14 protein-coding genes are annotated in these 15,169 nt (G+C 60.2%); 4 read left to right on the top strand and 10 right to left on the bottom strand.

Features of this window, described 5'->3' with window-relative positions; genetic code table 11:
* Window positions 1-9: 9 nt before the first annotated feature.
* From ACQZ6J_RS29300 to ACQZ6J_RS29310, 3 genes are read right to left on the bottom strand one after another with little or no spacing between them, the layout of a single operon-like run.
* Window positions 10-936 carry an ABC transporter permease gene (locus ACQZ6J_RS29300; protein WP_449086661.1) on the bottom strand — a complete coding sequence of 309 codons (927 nt, stop codon included), beginning with the start codon at window positions 934-936 and terminating at the stop codon, window positions 10-12.
* Complete coding sequence (locus tag ACQZ6J_RS29305) at window positions 936-2,066, bottom strand: ABC transporter permease (protein ID WP_163989315.1); 1,131 nt, start codon at window positions 2,064-2,066, stop codon at window positions 936-938. Before ACQZ6J_RS29305 ends, ACQZ6J_RS29300 begins: the two co-directional genes overlap by 1 nt.
* Before the next feature lie 22 nt (window positions 2,067-2,088).
* A complete protein-coding gene (locus ACQZ6J_RS29310) occupies window positions 2,089-3,216 on the bottom strand; it encodes a BMP family ABC transporter substrate-binding protein (protein ID WP_449086595.1) in 1,128 nt (375 codons plus the stop codon).
* A gap of 336 nt (window positions 3,217-3,552) precedes the next feature.
* On the opposite strand from ACQZ6J_RS29310, the gene ACQZ6J_RS29315 reads away from it, so the two are divergent.
* The 4 genes from ACQZ6J_RS29315 (at window position 3,553) to ACQZ6J_RS29330 (ending at window position 7,761) form a co-directional block, all read left to right on the top strand.
* Window positions 3,553-4,224, top strand: a complete 672-nt coding sequence (locus tag ACQZ6J_RS29315; protein ID WP_449086596.1) for a GntR family transcriptional regulator — start codon at window positions 3,553-3,555, stop codon at window positions 4,222-4,224.
* 425 nt (window positions 4,225-4,649) lie between these two features.
* On the top strand, window positions 4,650-5,231 hold the full coding sequence (locus ACQZ6J_RS29320; protein WP_449086597.1) for a cytochrome b: 582 nt from the start codon (window positions 4,650-4,652) through the stop codon (window positions 5,229-5,231).
* A gap of 46 nt (window positions 5,232-5,277) precedes the next feature.
* A complete protein-coding gene (locus ACQZ6J_RS29325) occupies window positions 5,278-6,822 on the top strand; it encodes a DHA2 family efflux MFS transporter permease subunit (RefSeq protein WP_449086598.1) in 1,545 nt (514 codons plus the stop codon).
* A gap of 204 nt (window positions 6,823-7,026) precedes the next feature.
* Entirely contained in the window at window positions 7,027-7,761 is a 735-nt protein-coding gene (locus tag ACQZ6J_RS29330; protein ID WP_449086599.1) for an SDR family oxidoreductase, read from the top strand.
* Here the strand turns inward: ACQZ6J_RS29330 and ACQZ6J_RS29335 are convergent.
* The 7 genes from ACQZ6J_RS29335 to ACQZ6J_RS29365 form a co-directional block, all read right to left on the bottom strand.
* Window positions 7,712-8,650 (bottom strand): LysR family transcriptional regulator, encoded by a 939-nt coding sequence (locus ACQZ6J_RS29335; RefSeq protein WP_449086600.1) that lies wholly within the window; start codon window positions 8,648-8,650, stop codon window positions 7,712-7,714. The genes ACQZ6J_RS29330 and ACQZ6J_RS29335 overlap by 50 nt on opposite strands.
* A 708-nt stretch (window positions 8,651-9,358) precedes the next feature.
* Entirely contained in the window at window positions 9,359-9,580 is a 222-nt protein-coding gene (locus ACQZ6J_RS29340; protein WP_449086601.1) for an Sf3a2-prov protein, read from the bottom strand.
* Window positions 9,581-10,101: 521 nt separating this feature from the next.
* Window positions 10,102-10,794: an alpha/beta fold hydrolase gene (locus tag ACQZ6J_RS29345; protein ID WP_449086602.1), complete on the bottom strand. Its 693-nt coding sequence runs from the start codon at window positions 10,792-10,794 to the stop codon at window positions 10,102-10,104.
* Between the two features lie 114 nt (window positions 10,795-10,908).
* Entirely contained in the window at window positions 10,909-11,676 is a 768-nt protein-coding gene (locus ACQZ6J_RS29350; protein WP_449086603.1) for an alpha/beta fold hydrolase, read from the bottom strand.
* A 157-nt stretch (window positions 11,677-11,833) separates the two neighbouring features.
* Entirely contained in the window at window positions 11,834-12,736 is a 903-nt protein-coding gene (locus ACQZ6J_RS29355) for a helix-turn-helix domain-containing protein (protein ID WP_163993368.1), read from the bottom strand.
* 155 nt (window positions 12,737-12,891) lie between these two features.
* Window positions 12,892-13,857 (bottom strand): helix-turn-helix transcriptional regulator, encoded by a 966-nt coding sequence (locus ACQZ6J_RS29360; RefSeq protein WP_449086604.1) that lies wholly within the window; start codon window positions 13,855-13,857, stop codon window positions 12,892-12,894.
* A gap of 343 nt (window positions 13,858-14,200) precedes the next feature.
* Window positions 14,201-15,118 (bottom strand): LysR family transcriptional regulator, encoded by a 918-nt coding sequence (locus ACQZ6J_RS29365; protein ID WP_163993460.1) that lies wholly within the window; start codon window positions 15,116-15,118, stop codon window positions 14,201-14,203.
* Window positions 15,119-15,169: the final 51 nt, after the last annotated feature.

The following is a 15,169-nucleotide window of genomic DNA, read 5'->3' on the forward strand; positions in this document are numbered from 1 at the left end:
GCTGATCTCCTATTTCGTCAACGACAGGGCTCCCGGCGCGCCGGCGAGCGAACGGGTGGGGGAGGATGTGGCAATCATGATGATGAGGGTGAGCACATAGGGTGCCGCGTAGAACAGATAGTATCCCTGGGTGACGCCGACCGACTGCAGCGCCGGCCCGAGTGCGCCGGCACCGCCGAAGAGCAAGGCTGCGAGGAAGCAGCCGATCGGGTTCCAGCGGGCGAAGATGACCAGAGCCACCGCCATCAACCCTTGCCCGGACGAAATCCGTTCGTTCCACGAGCCGGGATAGTAGAGCGAGAGATAGGCGCCCCCGACCGCCGCCAGCGAGCCGCCGAGGGCGGTGGCCAGCAGGCGCACGCGGTCCGGATCGATGCCCATGGCGCGCGCCGCATCCGTACTGTCGCCGACGACGCGCAGGATCAGGCCGAGCTTGGTGTTGCGAAACGCCCACCACAGGAAGACCGCGAGCGCAATACCCAGCAGGAAGAGCACGTTGATGTTCAGCGCCGCCTGCACCTGCGGCATGCTGGACCACAGTCCGAACGGGATCGACGGCAAGTGCGGCGCAACCGGCTGGATGAAGGGCTTGCCCAGGAAGAAAGCGAGGCCGAGGCCGAACTGCATCATGGCGATGCCGATGGCGATGTCGTTGACCTTCGGCCATTTGCAGATCCAGCCGTGCACGGTCCCGAAGACCGCACCTGCCGCCATGGCGGCGAGTACGCCGAGCCAGGGCGATCCGCTCATGACCGCGACGGCATAGGCCGTCATGGCGCCGAAGACCAGCGTGCCTTCGAGGCCGAGATTGATGCGGCCGGAACGCTCGGTAATGGTTTCGCCGAGGCTGACGAAGATGAAGGGCGTCGATACGCGGATCGCGCCGGCGAGAATGGCGAGTGGAACGCCCCATAGACCGATGCCGGTATCGTCCATCATGCGCTCCTTTTCCAAAGGTCGGGATTGAAGATCTTGAAGCGGCCGTAGAAGGTCTCGCAGAAGAGAATGACGATGAAGAGCGTGCCCTGAAGCACCAGCACGGTGGCATCGGGCAGGCCCATGCGGCGCTGTATCAGGCCGCCGGAGGCATCAATGCCGCCGAGCAGGATCGCGACCGGGATGATCGCCAGCGGATTGTGGCGGGCGAGGAAGGCGACGAGGATGCCGGTATAGCCGTAGCCCGCGGCAAGCGAGGCATTGGCGCTGCCTTGCACGGCGGCGACCTCTATCATGCCGGCCAGGCCGGCCAGGCTGCCGGCAATCGCGGTAAATCCGACGATCAGCCGACCGACCGGCAGGCCCTGAATCTGCGCGGCGCGAACATTGCCGCCGGCGATGCGGGCGGCAAAGCCGTAGCTCGTCACTTCGATCAGGATCCAGGAGATGATGCAGGCGACGATGCCGATCGCCAGCCCCCAATGGACGTCCATGCCGGGAATGTTGCCGAGCATGTATTCGGGCGGCAACGGTTTGGTCGATGGCTTGTTGAGGCTTGCCGGATCGCGAAGCACGCCTTCGACGAACTGGTTCATCAAGGCGATGGCGATATAGGCGAGCAGGAGCGAGGAGATGGTTTCGTTGACGCCGCGATAGTGGCGCAGGAAGCCGGAAATGCCGATCCAGATGCCGCCGACGACCATGGCGGCAATCGCCATCAGAAGCAGCACGAGCAGCGGCGGGAGGACGCCGACGACAGGCAGCGCGATCGCGGCAGCCGCGACGCCGCCGAGAACCACGGCGCCTTCGCCGCCGATGATGACGAGGCCGAGACGGGCGGGAAGCGCAACGCAAAGTGCGGTGAGCAGCAGCGGGGCCGCCCGGCTGAGGCTGTTCTGGATCGAGAACCAGCTTCCGAAGCCGCCTGTGTACATCAGCCGGTAGAGGTCTGTCGGCGATTTGCCGACCGCCACGATGAAGAGAGAGAAAAGCGCCAGGCCGATCAGGATGGCGCCGAGGGTGATCGCCATCGGCTCCGCTCGCCGCGCCAGCCATTCGAGAGCTGGACGCAGCAAGGCTTGCCGTTGCGGAGCGATGGTTATTGCCGGCTCGTTGACTTCGACCGTCATGACGCTTTCTCCCCTTGGCAAATCAGGCGGTGGAACCAACCACGCCCTCGACCAGATAGCTCATGCTTTCGAGTTCGATCGCGTCCTCGGCGTAGCTCTTGCCGTCCGGAACGACCACGTTGCCCTTGTTGTCCTTCATCGGCCCCTTGAAGACCGAGAATCCGCCCTTCATCATCTCCGCCTTGGTGGCTTCGAACTTGTTGCGGGATTCGTCGGACACGCCGGGGCCGAGCGCGCTCATCTTGACGAAGCCGTCCTTGAGGCCGCCGCGCACGAAATTGCCGAGCTTTTCGCCGGCCTGGGCCTTCTTGACGAAATCGGAGTAGACGTTGCCCCAGGCCCATTCGGCGCCGGTCAGATATTTCTGCGGTGCCAGCGGGCTCTGGTTGGCATGGTAGCCGCAGACGAAGGCGCCGCGGCCGGCGGCGGTTTCCACGACGACCTTCGGGCTGTCGACATGGCAGGTGATGACATCGGCGCCCTGGTCGACCAGCGCGTTCGTCGCTTCGGCTTCCTTGACGGCCAGCGACCATTCGCCGGTGAAGATCACCTGGCAGGTGATGGCCGGATCGACCGAGCGGGCGCCGAGAAGGAAGGAGTTGATGTTTTCAAGAACCTGCGGGATCGGCTTGGCGGCAACGAAACCGATCTTCTTGCTTTTGGTCGCATAGCCTGCGGTGATGCCGTTCAGATATTGGCCTTCGCCGATATAACCGAAGTAGGAACCGGTGTTCATCGGGTGCTTGCCCTCCTGCCAGAGGCCGCCGCAATGGCGGAACTGGACATTGGGGTATTTTGCCGCCATCGCCAGCATGTGGGGATCGAAATAGCCGAAGGAGGTCGGGAAGATCAGGCTGGCGCCGTCCAGGTTGATCATTGATTCCATGGTCTTCTGGACATCGACGGTCTCGGGCACGTTTTCCTCTTCGACGACGGTGACGCCGGGGATCGCCTTCACCACGGCTGCGCCCTCGGCATGCGACTGGTTATAGCCGTAGTCATCCTTCGGGCCGACATAGATGAAGCCAACGGTGAGCGCGGTCTGTGCGTAGGCGCGAGAGGCCAGAAGACCCGGCGCGACGCTGACGAGCGCACCTGCGGCCGAAGCCTGGAGAAAATTGCGGCGATTCATGTGAAGGAGTCTGGTCATGGAATGCTCCTTGAGGGCGGGAGCCCGGTTCGGAAAAATGGTTGCATGAAAGTGTATGCAATCGCCATGCCAGATATTAACTATATGATATTGCTATATAAAATATTCAGCCAATATTTGAAGGCAAAAAGTGTATGCAGATTTACCCTCTGTTTTGCCTGATAATAGGCATTGCCCTTTTTTTAATCTTAAATTTTATGAGAAGAAGCGCGTGTGCTGCGGGGTGAAGTTTTCTGTTGGGAAATACCATTTGAAAACAAGTGATTAAATCGACAATTGACTTTGCTCGTCGCGGGCATACATCTGTATGCACAATCTAAGGATTCGCGTATTCCCGTGAAGCAGATCAAGCGCAAGGAAATTGTCAGGGCTGGGACGACCGTCGAACAGATGGTCCGGGCCGTTGCGGACATGATCGTAACGGGTGCGCTCCTGCCCGGCGAGAAGCTTGACGAGGTAACGCTCGCGGCCCGCTTCGAAGTGTCGCGGACCCCGGTTCGCGAAGCGTTGCGCGAGCTTGGCGCCATGGGGCTTGTCGGCCGCGAACCGAACCGCAGTGCTGTTGTGACGAATGTCAGTGGCGCCTATCTACATTCGATGTTCGAGGCCATGGCGGAGCTTGAGGCTATTTGCGCCCGCCTGTCGGCGGAACGAATGACGATCGACGAACGTCGTACCTTGGAGCTCGAACACCGCAATTCCGCCCGGCTTGTGCGCGCCGGCGCCGAGGAGGATTATGCGACATACAATGTCGAGTTTCACAATCAACTCTATCGCGGCGCGCATAACGACCATGTTTTCGAACTGGTAACGCAGACCCGCGCTCGACTTTCCCCCTTCCGCCGCGCCCAGTTCCGCCTTCCCGGACGCCTTGCCAAATCCTTTGACGAGCACGATGTCATCGTGACCGCGATCATGCGCGCGGATGCCAAGGCAGCGATGCAGGCCGCCTATGCGCACGTCGCCACCGTCAGCGACGCCAGCATCGTGTTTGCCGGACCCGGCTAGCGTCTTTGGGCCCAGGCGACGCAAAGGCGTGAGGCTTGAGTTCGCACAATGATGGCTTTCAGATTGTTGGAATGGCGTGTGTAGTCCATCGCAAAACTTTCTCTGACATCAGCGTCGGACTGACAATCATGACCGTTGATGTTCGTGCGGCCGAAAGACTGAGTTTCATCGGGAACAGCAGCAATTTATCGAAAAGCCCCGTATCCAGAATGCTTCCGTCCATGGTTCCGAGCTCTCGAAGGACGGAACAATACGGAGATTGGACAAGCGATTGCCAATAGAGGCAATCCCAATTTGTGAGACGCCAATAGGCTGCACGGGGCCGTTTTCGACATCACCCTACTCGAGTGCCGAATAAAACCTCCATGAGACGTGTTCACCACCGCACGCCCGCGATTTGCCGTGTGGTTTAAGGAGTTCCTTGCATGACAATTCAAAGTACCGTTCTCGATGCAACACCCAAAAACGTTGCCCGTTACGACCGACTCACGATTACCCTTCATTGGCTTACTGCTCTGCTCGTCGTCTCACTTTTCGCGCTTGCCCAGGTGTGGGACATCCTTCAAAAGGGAACGCCTTTGCGTCTCGGCTTGCAGTCACTTCATATTTCGCTCGGAATGACGCTTGCGGCGGTCATCGCAATTCGAATCGTCTGGCGGTTGGCGCACCGGGGCGATTTGCCGCCTGCGACCGGCGGCCTTCAGCACCTGCTGGCAAAGGCCGTTCATGGCCTTCTTTACCTTCTCCTCCTCCTCCAGGTGGCGCTCGGATTTTTGTTTCGTTGGTCGCAAAATCAACCGCTCTCGTTCTTCGGGCTTTTTGCGCTGCCGCAGCCTGACGGATTTCCAGTCGATATGCGCGGCACCTTTGCGCTCATGCATTATTGGGTTGCCTGGTCGGTTATCATTTTGGCTGGTTTTCATGCATGCGCTGCGCTGCTTCATCACTATGTTCTGAAGGATCGCGTGCTCGGACGCATGCTTCCGATCCCGGCCAATAAACGATAGTTCACCGAGCCCAGAAAATTGGAAACACACTCGCGCAGGAACGCCAATGTCGAAACAGCACCAAGCGGCTGATGCAACTCCGGGGTCTGTCGTGGTCTGGATTGGCTTCGTTGCCATGTGCGTTGGCATGTTCATGGCGATCCTCGACGTCCAGGTCGTCGCGACATCCCTGCCAACCATCCAGTCCGCGCTCGAGATCGACCCGGACCGGATGAGCTGGATCCAGACGGCCTATCTCATCGCCGAAGTGGTCGCCATCCCGCTGACAGGTTTTCTGACGCGGTCGCTGACGATGCGGTGGCTGTTCTTCACCGTTATCTGTCTGTTCGTCATCGCTTCCATCGGCTGTGCCTTGAGCGGCAGCTTCGGCGAACTGGTGGCCTGGCGTGTCCTTCAGGGTTTTTCGGGCGGCACCCTGATCCCGTCGGTATTCTCCGCCGTCTTCATCCTCTTTCCGAACGAGCGGCAAGCGGTGGCGACGACGATCGCCGGCGTGCTTGCCGTTCTTGCGCCGACGGTCGGGCCGATAATCGGCGGCTGGCTGACGCAGACCTATTCCTGGCACTGGCTGTTTCTGATCAATGTCATCCCCGGCATCGTTTCGGCCATCGTCGCGTGGCGAACGCTGCCGCGCGGAACAGTCGACCGCTCAGAGATCGTTCACCTCGACGGCCTGTCGCTCGTCCTGATGGCGACCGCGCTGACGACGCTCGAACTGAGCCTGACGGATGCGCCTACCAGCGGCTGGTCCTCGGTCTATGTGTCGAGCCTGCTTGCCGTGTTCCTCGCATCAGGCTGTATTTTCGTCTGGCGTTCGCTGCGCCGTAGCCGGCCGGTGGTGGATCTTAGCAACTTCGGCGACCGGAACTTTCTTGTCGGAGCGATCCTCAGCTTCATCCTCGGGATCGGCCTGTTCGGATCGGTCTATCTGATGCCGGTCTTTCTTGCCTTCGTCCGCGGGCACAACGCACTCCAAATCGGCACGACGATGCTCGTTACCGGGATTGCCCAGCTGGTTACGGCGCCGATCGCCGTGGCGCTGGAAAAGCGCACGGATCCCCGTCTGCTTTCGGCGCTGGGCTTCGGCGTCTTTGCGGTCGGGCTCGCCATGAGCGCCTTTGAGGATCCGCGCTCCGATTACGATGCGATGTTCTGGCCGCAGATCGTCCGCGGCGTCGCCATTATGTTCTGCCTGCTGCCGCCCACGCGGCTGGCACTCGGCAATCTGCTGCCCGAACGTGTTCCGGACGCGAGCGGTCTATTCAACCTGATGCGGAACCTCGGCGGCGCAATCGGCATCGCGCTGATCGATACGATCGTCTACACGCGCTCCGGTCCGCTCGCGCAGAGCCTGTGGGACCGCCTCCAGTCCGGCCACGCCGACACCGCCGCCTTCGTCGGGGCTCCGGTTCGGACGATCGCCGGCCACACCGGAGCTTTCGACGTCGACACCACGGCAATGCTGGATCCGCTGGTTCAGACGGCTGCCAGCGTCCAAGCCATCAACGAAGCCTGGCTGGTTGTCGCCATCCTAACCGGCTGTGCGGTGCTGTGTGTGCCATTTGCCAAGCGGGTCTCGCCGCCGCGATGAGTTTGGGGATTGGAGCAGGTTCCGATCAATATCATGTGCTCACTGCCAGGTCGCCGCCACCGCGCAGCCCGCCGCTTTCAACGGGCACAACTCGGCAAAAGAGCAATCGGAACTCCCGATGACGCCATCGGTCTTATCCGTTTCCATGCCTTGGGGCTTCCTGCGAAATCTGTGCTGCGGACAGCACATGCAGGAATGGAAACAATGGCAATCGGAAATATCGCAAATACAAGAATCCTGATCGTCGGTGGCAGCTCCGGAATGGGACTGGCGCTGGCAAAACAATCTCTGGAGGCCGGCGCCGAGGTGATTATCGTCGGGCGCAACGAAGATAAGCTCAGGCACGCTTATGAAAAGCTGGGAAGTCCGGCAATTTCAACGGCAGTAGCCGACATTGCCCGAGAAGAAGACGTTGCAGCTCTTTTCGACGGAATCGGACGGCTCGATCACATCGTCAGTACCGCTGCCGATATTGAAGGCGCATATGAGCTGCTGCCCGCGCTGAAACTGGAAGCCGTGCAACGGGCCATGGCAAGCAAGGTCTACGGGCCGCTGTTCCTGGCGAAATATGGCGCCCAGACCCTTTCCGCCGGCGGCTCCATCACCTTTACCTCCGGTATCGCGGCGTATCGGCCGGCCATGCGCGGATCGGTCGTCGCCGCCATCAATGCCGCGCTCGAGGGGCTCGTCCGTGCTCTTGCCATCGAGCTGGCCCCCATTCGTGTCAATGCCGTCTCGCCCGGCTGGGTCGATACGCCCATCTGGACCTTTGTCGCCGGCGACAGGAAGGACGAGACGCTGGATGCCATGGCAAAGCGCTTGCCGGTCGGCCGGGTCGGTCGCCCCGAGGACATCGCCGATGCTATCGGCTACCTGATGGGCAACGGTTTCACGACAGGATCGGTACTGCATGTCGAGGGCGGACATCGGCTGATCTAGGCGACGCGAAACCCTCGCTCGCAGCCGCCAGCAACAATCTCAAAGCCGGCGGCTGAACCCGCCGGCGCCGCCACACCATGACGAGCGACGCAAACTGGTCGGATCCTGGCCAAGCCACTTCCCTGATCTCACCCCTTTCAAGAGCATCGGCAACCGCCAGACGCGGCACAAGACCGATACCGGAGCCGGCCGCCGCCAATCGCGCAATCGCGCCGATGCTGCCCACTTCAACGGCAAGCCTTGGTGCTCTCATGCCCGCTTCGGAAAACGCGGCATCGAGCATGGTCCGATAGACGCAACCGGGCTCGGTTCCCAAGAAATCCATCGCGCCGAGCTCAGCCAGATCCGGCTTCCATGTGCCAAAGGCATTAGCGGTGGATGTCACGAGAACCAGCGGCTCCCTTGCTATCAAGCGCTTGACGAAACGCTGATCGAGATCGCCCTGATCGAAGCAAAAGGCGACATCGATCTCGCCGTTCTCAAGCTTCCGCAAGAGTTCGCCGCTACCCGCAACCTTCAACTGCAATGCGATCTCGGGGTGATCACCTTGGAAGCCGGATAGCCACGCGGGCAGCCTGACGGCAGCGATCGTCTCCAGCGCGCCGACGGCGATCGATCCAGGCGCCTGTCCGCCCGCCGTCGTGACTGCGGCGCGCGCCTCTTCGTTCAGCGCCAGTATCTCGTCGGCATAGGAAACGAGCGTCTCCCCCGCCTCCGTTAGCGCGAGGCCCTGCCTGGAGCGAGTGAAAAGCACAACGCCCAACTCGGCCTCCAGCGCCTGCATCTGGTCGCTGACGCTGGATTGCACGAGGTGAACCTTCTCGGCAGCCCGTGTGAAGCTTTTGCTGCGAGCGACCGCCAGGAATGTCTTGAGGACTCGGGGATGCATCAACACTCACGCGATTGTTTCAGAAACCGTACCGCGGCACACAAGGCCTATCCGCAGTAGTCGTTGGAACGCTGCCACATCGCGTATGTTGTCGTCAACAAGGGACAGTATGCGCCTGGCGCGTATGCATAAGTATCGTGTGATGACCCCGCTCGTCTCAGCGAAAACAATGACTTATTGTACCGATCGGCATCGTGGCCCCGATGCCGTTTCACCACATCGATTTTAACGGAAAGGAAACCGACGGTTTAACCAACTGGTCTCTCCTCGGCGCTTGGTCCAATAACTGGAAAGCCGCGCACGAGTTTTGACGGCGAGGGGACAGAGATCGTTGAAGCGGGAAATCACAGGAAGGCGGAGATCAAAAAAGCCCCGCCTGCGAGACGGCGGGGCAAGCAAAGTGGCGCACGTCCCAATCCAGCGCCAAGAAAGGGCGTGAACATTCAGAAAGCAAGAAACTGATGGAAGTCGAGCCCGCGTTCTCCGCTTCCGTGCTGTTCAGCCGCAGGGATCGATCTGATGAACGGGCCGTATGTGTAGATCTTCGATATCGGAAGCGTGTTTCTCGAATTGGCCGAGCCGAAAGATGCAGGAACCAATGCTACAGTCCGCCGGGCGGAGGGTCTATATCGGGGATGAAATTGGCTAGATCGCGCAACTGACCGCTGTCGAATTTCTCGATGAGGTTGTTGAATGCTTCTTGCCATCTTATCGCCCGGGCGGTTTGTCGCTGCTTCTGACCTTTTGGGCGTCTAGTTGTCCGTGCTCGAACGATTTGGCGGCGCTGCTTCCTTCGGGATATGGGTTCCCATCACCCGTGTCCTTTTGTTTCCCGGCATTTGCGCCACGCTCGTATGCGCCGGCATTGCTCTTCGAGGCATGCTTTCCATCCGATGCGCTCGATACAGGCGATTTGTCATGCTTTGTCATAGGTTCCTCCTTATCCCGGTAGACCTTCGCTATTGCTGAGCGGGGGCAGTGGCCGGCGGCGTTGCGGTGGCAGGCTGCTGTGTGGTCGTCTGGGCCGGGGCGTTAGAAGATATGGTGTTGGAATGGGGCCAGAAGCCCCAGGTGAGAGCCGCGACCACGATAATCACAAGGACAGCGATCCATGACATCCAAGGCTGCTGAGGCGCGGGCGTCGTTCTGAGATCTGGCCTCGGTTTGTTGATGTTGTTGCTCATCGGAATACTCCTCCGAGTCATAACCGTTAACTGTACCGAAGGTTCCAGAGTGTCCGAGCGTTGCGGCCAAGATTAATAGTGGAACTGATCCGGCACCTGGACGCGCCAATGGACGTTAGCTTTAAAAGCTGATGCCCATAGGCATGCAACGAGAGCACCCGTAGATGACCACACATGGCGAGTGTCCGGAGATCAACCCGCGCCTGGCGCTGGTGACCTCCGGACGGCCGCTCTGGAACGGGCCTTAACCCGGCACTAGGACGGACGCTATCTTTCCTTCACCGTCCGGGCTGCCTCGAAAATAAGTTGAGCTGCAATATCGGGGTGCGACAGCATTGCCAGGTGGCTGGAGGCAACCTCCACGATGGTGGCATGCATGCGCCCAGCCATGATGCGCTGGAGTTTGGGTTGGATCGCGTGATCCTCGCTGGCGAGCAGATACCAGCTCGGCTTCGATTGCCACGCAGGTTCCGAGATCGTTCCCGTCAGCGAGGCGATGGCGGTGGGGCCCTGCGTTGCAAACAAGACCGTCTTTTCATCATCGGAAAGATCCTGCGCAAAATGCTGATGAATTCCAGTTTCCGTAATCTTGAGAAAATTGGATGCATCCGGTCTCAGCTCGGCGTTCATCGGCGCCGGCTCGACGGTTTCACCCAATGAGGCAGCCGACTCCCCCGCCGCCGGTGCAAAGGCGGCGATATAGACAAGCGCCGATACTTTTTCATCGCGTCCCGCCTCGGTGATGACGGCGCCGCCATAGGAATGCCCGACGAGCACGACCGGCGGCTCGGCCAGGGTCAGCGCGCGGCGTAAAGCGGCAACGTCGTCAGCGAAACTTGCCAGAGGCATCTGGACGGCAGTCACCGTTAGGCCTTGCGCGGTCAATTGCGGAATGACGCGCGCCCAGCTCGATCCATCCGCCCAAGCGCCGTGAACCAGAACTACAGATTTGGCTATCATGTGTGTCTCCATATTAGACGTCAAAGCCGCAGCGATTGCAGCCGGAGTTGAAGGGACGCGCCCTGGTCGCGCCTGATCAGCGATCAAGCCGCGCCCGGAGCGCGTCGCATACGTTCAGTGGGCCACTGCGTCTTCGATCACCGCAGCCACTGCCGAGGGTTTGGACAGCATGATCAGATGGCTGCCCTTCACCGTTGTCGTCTTTGCATGGATCGTCTTGGCCATGGTGGCTTCGAGGGTCGGAGGTATGGCTCGATCCTCGGCGGCGACGATGTACCATGAAGGCTTGCTGTGCCAGGCTGCCGCGCTGATGTTCCCGCCTAGAGAATTGGTGTTCGTAGACGCTTGCGCAACGTAGAGCTCCAACTTCTCGGCAGAGGTGACATCCTGGGCAAAATCCTCATAGACGCCTGTCTTGGTCAGCTTCAGGAAGCCCTGGGAATCGGGTCTGACCTCGGCGCCCATGGGCGGGGGAGGGACGGAGGCGCTCAAAGAACCCGCCGACTGGCCGGTGTCGGGAGCAAAGGCGGCGACATAGACCAAACCAGACACTTTCGGATCGTTGCCGGCTTCGGTGATCACCGCGCCGCCATAGGAATGGCCGACCAGCACGACCGGTCCGGTCTCCAACGCCAGCGCTCGCTTTACCACGGCCGCGTCATCGGCGAGCGACGTCAGGGGCAACTGTACAGCGGTGACATTCAGGCCCTTGGCCGTCAACAAGGGGATGATCTTGGACCAGCTGGAGCCATCGGCCCATGCGCCATGCACTAGGATCACGTTTTTCGCGGGTTGCGCATGGACGGCCGCGGGAAGGCTAACCAGACCGAGCAAGGCGACCGCGAGGTATGGCCGGCGAAGGAAAGCGGGAACGGTAATCATATACTACTCCATGGGGTTAGAGCCGGAACAAAACCGGGGCGATGCTTTTATCCACCGGGGATGGCGCTCGGCGCATGTATGGAACTGACGGCATTTGTAAAAAACCGGTGCAAACCAATGGCGAACCAGGCGGGCAGGGATGTCACCGACGACCGCGTCAGTCGAGATGAAGGCGCCGCCATCGCGCCGGCGGATGTCCCTCGCGGAATGCGAACGCCCGAGTGAAGTGGCTCTGGTCTGTAAATCCGCAGGCGACCGCTATTTCGGCGACGGGCAGGGCGCTGTATCTAAGCAGGTCTTTGGCGCGCTCGACCCGTTCGTTCATCAACCATCGGTGCGCGGTGACCCCGACCGAATGCCGGAATGCACGCGCAAAATAGCTTGCAGAGAGTCCGCACTCTCCAGCCAGTTCAGCAAGCCCTACCCCTTCCGACAGCTTTGCGAGCATCAACTCACGAGCGCGCCGGAGCTGCCACGGGGCCAGTCCACCTCGCAGAGGCTGCTCGCTGCGAAGTTCGCCATATGTCTGGGCAAGATGGATATGAAAAGCGAGCGCCACATGGTCCAGGAATAACGGGTCGCTCCCGCCATAAAGCCGCAATCGGCTCAGCAGCGCAGAACTGAGGCCATGCAATGCCGGATCGTGAGCACCGAAGGTCGCTCTGAGGCTGCTCGAGCGCTGCCCGCGATCATACGCCAGGTCATCGAGCGTCCGCTGGGAGAAATGAAGGCGAACGGTATCGAGCGGGTCCTGGATCAGCGAGATGGGAGAGGTGCTGAGATCGAACAAGCAGATATCGCCGGCCTTCAGCGGATCCAACTTGGCGTGACGCCCTTCTATCCAGGTCTGAAGTCTGGGTAGAGGCGCCATGACCACATGGACTGAAAAGGCAGCCTCGGGATCCGGCGTTTCTGTCCAGCGGCCGGTGGGAGCAGCCAGGTTTAGCATGGAAATCGCGATCGGATCCTTGGAGATAGTCTTCGCAAAAAACGTCGTCGCGACGTTGGTCCGGAAGCGACGCGCAACAGCCGCTCCATAGGCCTCGACTTCAGAATTCATGGTTTGAATGTAGCTAGCCGGTTGGTAAGGGACGGTCCCGAATGGGAGATCCAATGGGAGTAAAGCACGGTCGATGCGGCCGCTCTTTCAAGAAATGGCTTTGAATTTCGAAAACAGCCCAAAAAGGCAACGCTGGAGCGGCGCAGAGACGTGCGTCATTCTGCGAATCTATCGTTCCTCATCGCGAACGAGCGGCGCCAACGCCCGGGGCTCATATTTGTGTCGCTCTTGAATGTCGCGTTGAAATGAGACTGGTTGGAGAACCCGCATGCCAAGGCGATATCAGCCAGCGTATCGCTCGTTTCCGTGAGCAGAAATTTCGCTTTGCTGATACGCCGGGCAAGCAACCATTGATGCGGCGACATTCCGGTCGACCGCCGGAAACCCCGAACGAAATGCGTTATGGACAAGCGGCATTCCCGTGCCAGTTCTGGCAGCCCGATGTCCATATGCTCATTCATCATTTCCTTCACGCGCAGCTCCTGCCATCGTGCCAGGCCAGGCGCGGAACGGCTGACCGGGATAGGTCTGTTGCCGTACCGTCCCAACGTGTGCGCGCACGCAGCACCCAGAATTTCGTCAAGCAGCAATCCGCTTGCAATGTGTTGCTCCCGAAGCGCGGCCAAGGCCGCCTGACCCAGATATCGCGTCACAGGATCGTCTTGACCAGCCATCGGCCGGTGGGTCAACTCCGAGATCGACGCGATATCGTTCTGATCGGCGAATGCGTTGAGCGTTGCAAGCGGTAGGTAGAAGTGGAGCGCATGCGTTGGTTCGCGCACCAGCGCCCTGGGGTCGAGCCGCAGATCATGGATATAGGTCATGCCGGCAATAGCGGGTGCAACGGGTATCGATCGGCCGTCCAGCCAGTATTCATGCCCGACAATATTGCAAAGCTGAATTCCCACCAGGAAAGCTTCGTCGTAGCCAAGCGAAGCGCTTGGCTCTGCCGCCGGAACATCGACTCTCAATTCCGATACAGCGACCTTGCCACGCTGTAGCGTGCGTTGCACGTTCAAGCCAGGTTTGGGCATATCAAAGCACTCGGCGAGATGCTCTCCATAGGCGCGATCGCTTGATCTGCCTTCCGTTCCAACCGCATTGCCTGAAACAGTCGCCATTGAGGAACTCCCACGAAACTCGCCTCAGGACGCGCTGCCGACCAGTTGGCAATATGAATGATGTTGACTGTTTCGCGAGCTGGGGTGTCAACCGCGGCCTGCGAGTTTGTCGTGCCGTTACAAACAGCGCATAGTAAGGTTGAGAAGCAAAAATAAAAGGCCTTGATTGTGGTCGTCCGCACACAGGTGTCGACAAGCAAGTTGTATTGCCGAGCTGTTCGCTTGCACCAGCGAGCCGGGCAATGATCTATGGTTTCAATGGGGACATGCGAAAAGGCGGAAAACTCACGCTCGAGCGCCTGTAGCACGCGGGTGCGCAGCTATCTGTGATTGCGTTTTCGCCCTAACCCGGTGAGGCGAAAGCCGCTATCGCCGCCTCGTTGTGCCCTGCCTCGTCAAGAAGTCGCCGAGCCAATTCGCAGGCCGGTCCGCTTAGCCGTCCGTCCGGTCGCACGAGATGGAATGACACATGATTGTTCAGCTCCCTGTCACAGACCCGGACCAGGCGCCCGGATGCCATCGCTGCGTCCGACAGAGGCGGTCGGGCCAATGCGACGCCGATGCCCTGCGCACAGGCGTCGATGATCAGATTATAATCCTCGAAGCGGCGGTCCTGGCCGCGGGGCAGATACTGGACATCCTCGACAGCCAGCCAGCGTCGCCAGCCCTCGATGTTAGAGTCATGCAGGATCGGCAGGGTCAGGATCGATTGAGCGTCGCAGTTCCGGCCAAGCTGCTCCGCGAGCGATGGCGCGGCGATCGGAAAGGATCTCTCCTGCCAGAGTGGTGTCGCGCGAACGCCGGCCCAGGGGCCTTTTCCGCACCGAATGGCGAGATCCGTCCCTTCACCGAGATCTGCCAGTCGGTGCTCCAGGGACAGATCGATATGGAGGTCGTCGCGTTCCAGCTTTGCCAAACGTGCGAATAGCCACAACGAGGCGACAGACGGTGTCACGGAAAGGCGCACTGTCGTCTTATGCCGCCGCGGGATCCACCGCTCGTCAGTTCCGCTAAGAAGGGAAAGCGCCTCCTGAGCCCGAGCAAAAAATCGTATGCCCTCCGGGGTCAGCGCTACACCCCTGGCCTGACGGACGAAAAGTCGCACGCCAAGCCACCGTTCCAGGCGCGCAATCTGTCGGGATACGGCCCCATGGGTGATTCCCGCTTCTTCCGCGGCGGCGGAGAACGATCCGAGACGCGCAGCCACCGAGAAGGTCTCGAGCGTATCGAGCGGCGGAAGGGTTTGCGAGCTGTGAACCATAGACACATGAGAGCATCGATTGCCGTGCTTTTCAAGCTGGGGGTGAGAGGT

The sequence above is a fragment of the Rhizobium sp. A37_96 genome (assembly GCF_053521765.1).

Bases quoted from the DNA above. Each gene is read 5' to 3' on its own strand.
- ACQZ6J_RS29300 (WP_449086661.1), bottom strand. From the start codon at position 936: ATGGACGATACCGGCATCGGTCTATGGGGCGTTCCACTCGCCATTCTC.
- ACQZ6J_RS29305 (WP_163989315.1), bottom strand. From the start codon at position 2,066: ATGACGGTCGAAGTCAACGAGCCGGCAATAACCATCGCTCCGCAACGG.
- ACQZ6J_RS29310 (WP_449086595.1), bottom strand. From the start codon at position 3,216: ATGACCAGACTCCTTCACATGAATCGCCGCAATTTTCTCCAGGCTTCG.
- ACQZ6J_RS29320 (WP_449086597.1), top strand. From the start codon at position 4,650: ATGACAATTCAAAGTACCGTTCTCGATGCAACACCCAAAAACGTTGCC.
- ACQZ6J_RS29325 (WP_449086598.1), top strand. From the start codon at position 5,278: ATGTCGAAACAGCACCAAGCGGCTGATGCAACTCCGGGGTCTGTCGTG.
- ACQZ6J_RS29330 (WP_449086599.1), top strand. From the start codon at position 7,027: ATGGCAATCGGAAATATCGCAAATACAAGAATCCTGATCGTCGGTGGC.
- ACQZ6J_RS29335 (WP_449086600.1), bottom strand. From the start codon at position 8,650: ATGCATCCCCGAGTCCTCAAGACATTCCTGGCGGTCGCTCGCAGCAAA.
- ACQZ6J_RS29340 (WP_449086601.1), bottom strand. From the start codon at position 9,580: ATGACAAAGCATGACAAATCGCCTGTATCGAGCGCATCGGATGGAAAG.
- ACQZ6J_RS29345 (WP_449086602.1), bottom strand. From the start codon at position 10,794: ATGATAGCCAAATCTGTAGTTCTGGTTCACGGCGCTTGGGCGGATGGA.
- ACQZ6J_RS29350 (WP_449086603.1), bottom strand. From the start codon at position 11,676: ATGATTACCGTTCCCGCTTTCCTTCGCCGGCCATACCTCGCGGTCGCC.
- ACQZ6J_RS29355 (WP_163993368.1), bottom strand. From the start codon at position 12,736: ATGAATTCTGAAGTCGAGGCCTATGGAGCGGCTGTTGCGCGTCGCTTC.
- ACQZ6J_RS29360 (WP_449086604.1), bottom strand. From the start codon at position 13,857: ATGGCGACTGTTTCAGGCAATGCGGTTGGAACGGAAGGCAGATCAAGC.
- ACQZ6J_RS29365 (WP_163993460.1), bottom strand. From the start codon at position 15,118: ATGGTTCACAGCTCGCAAACCCTTCCGCCGCTCGATACGCTCGAGACC.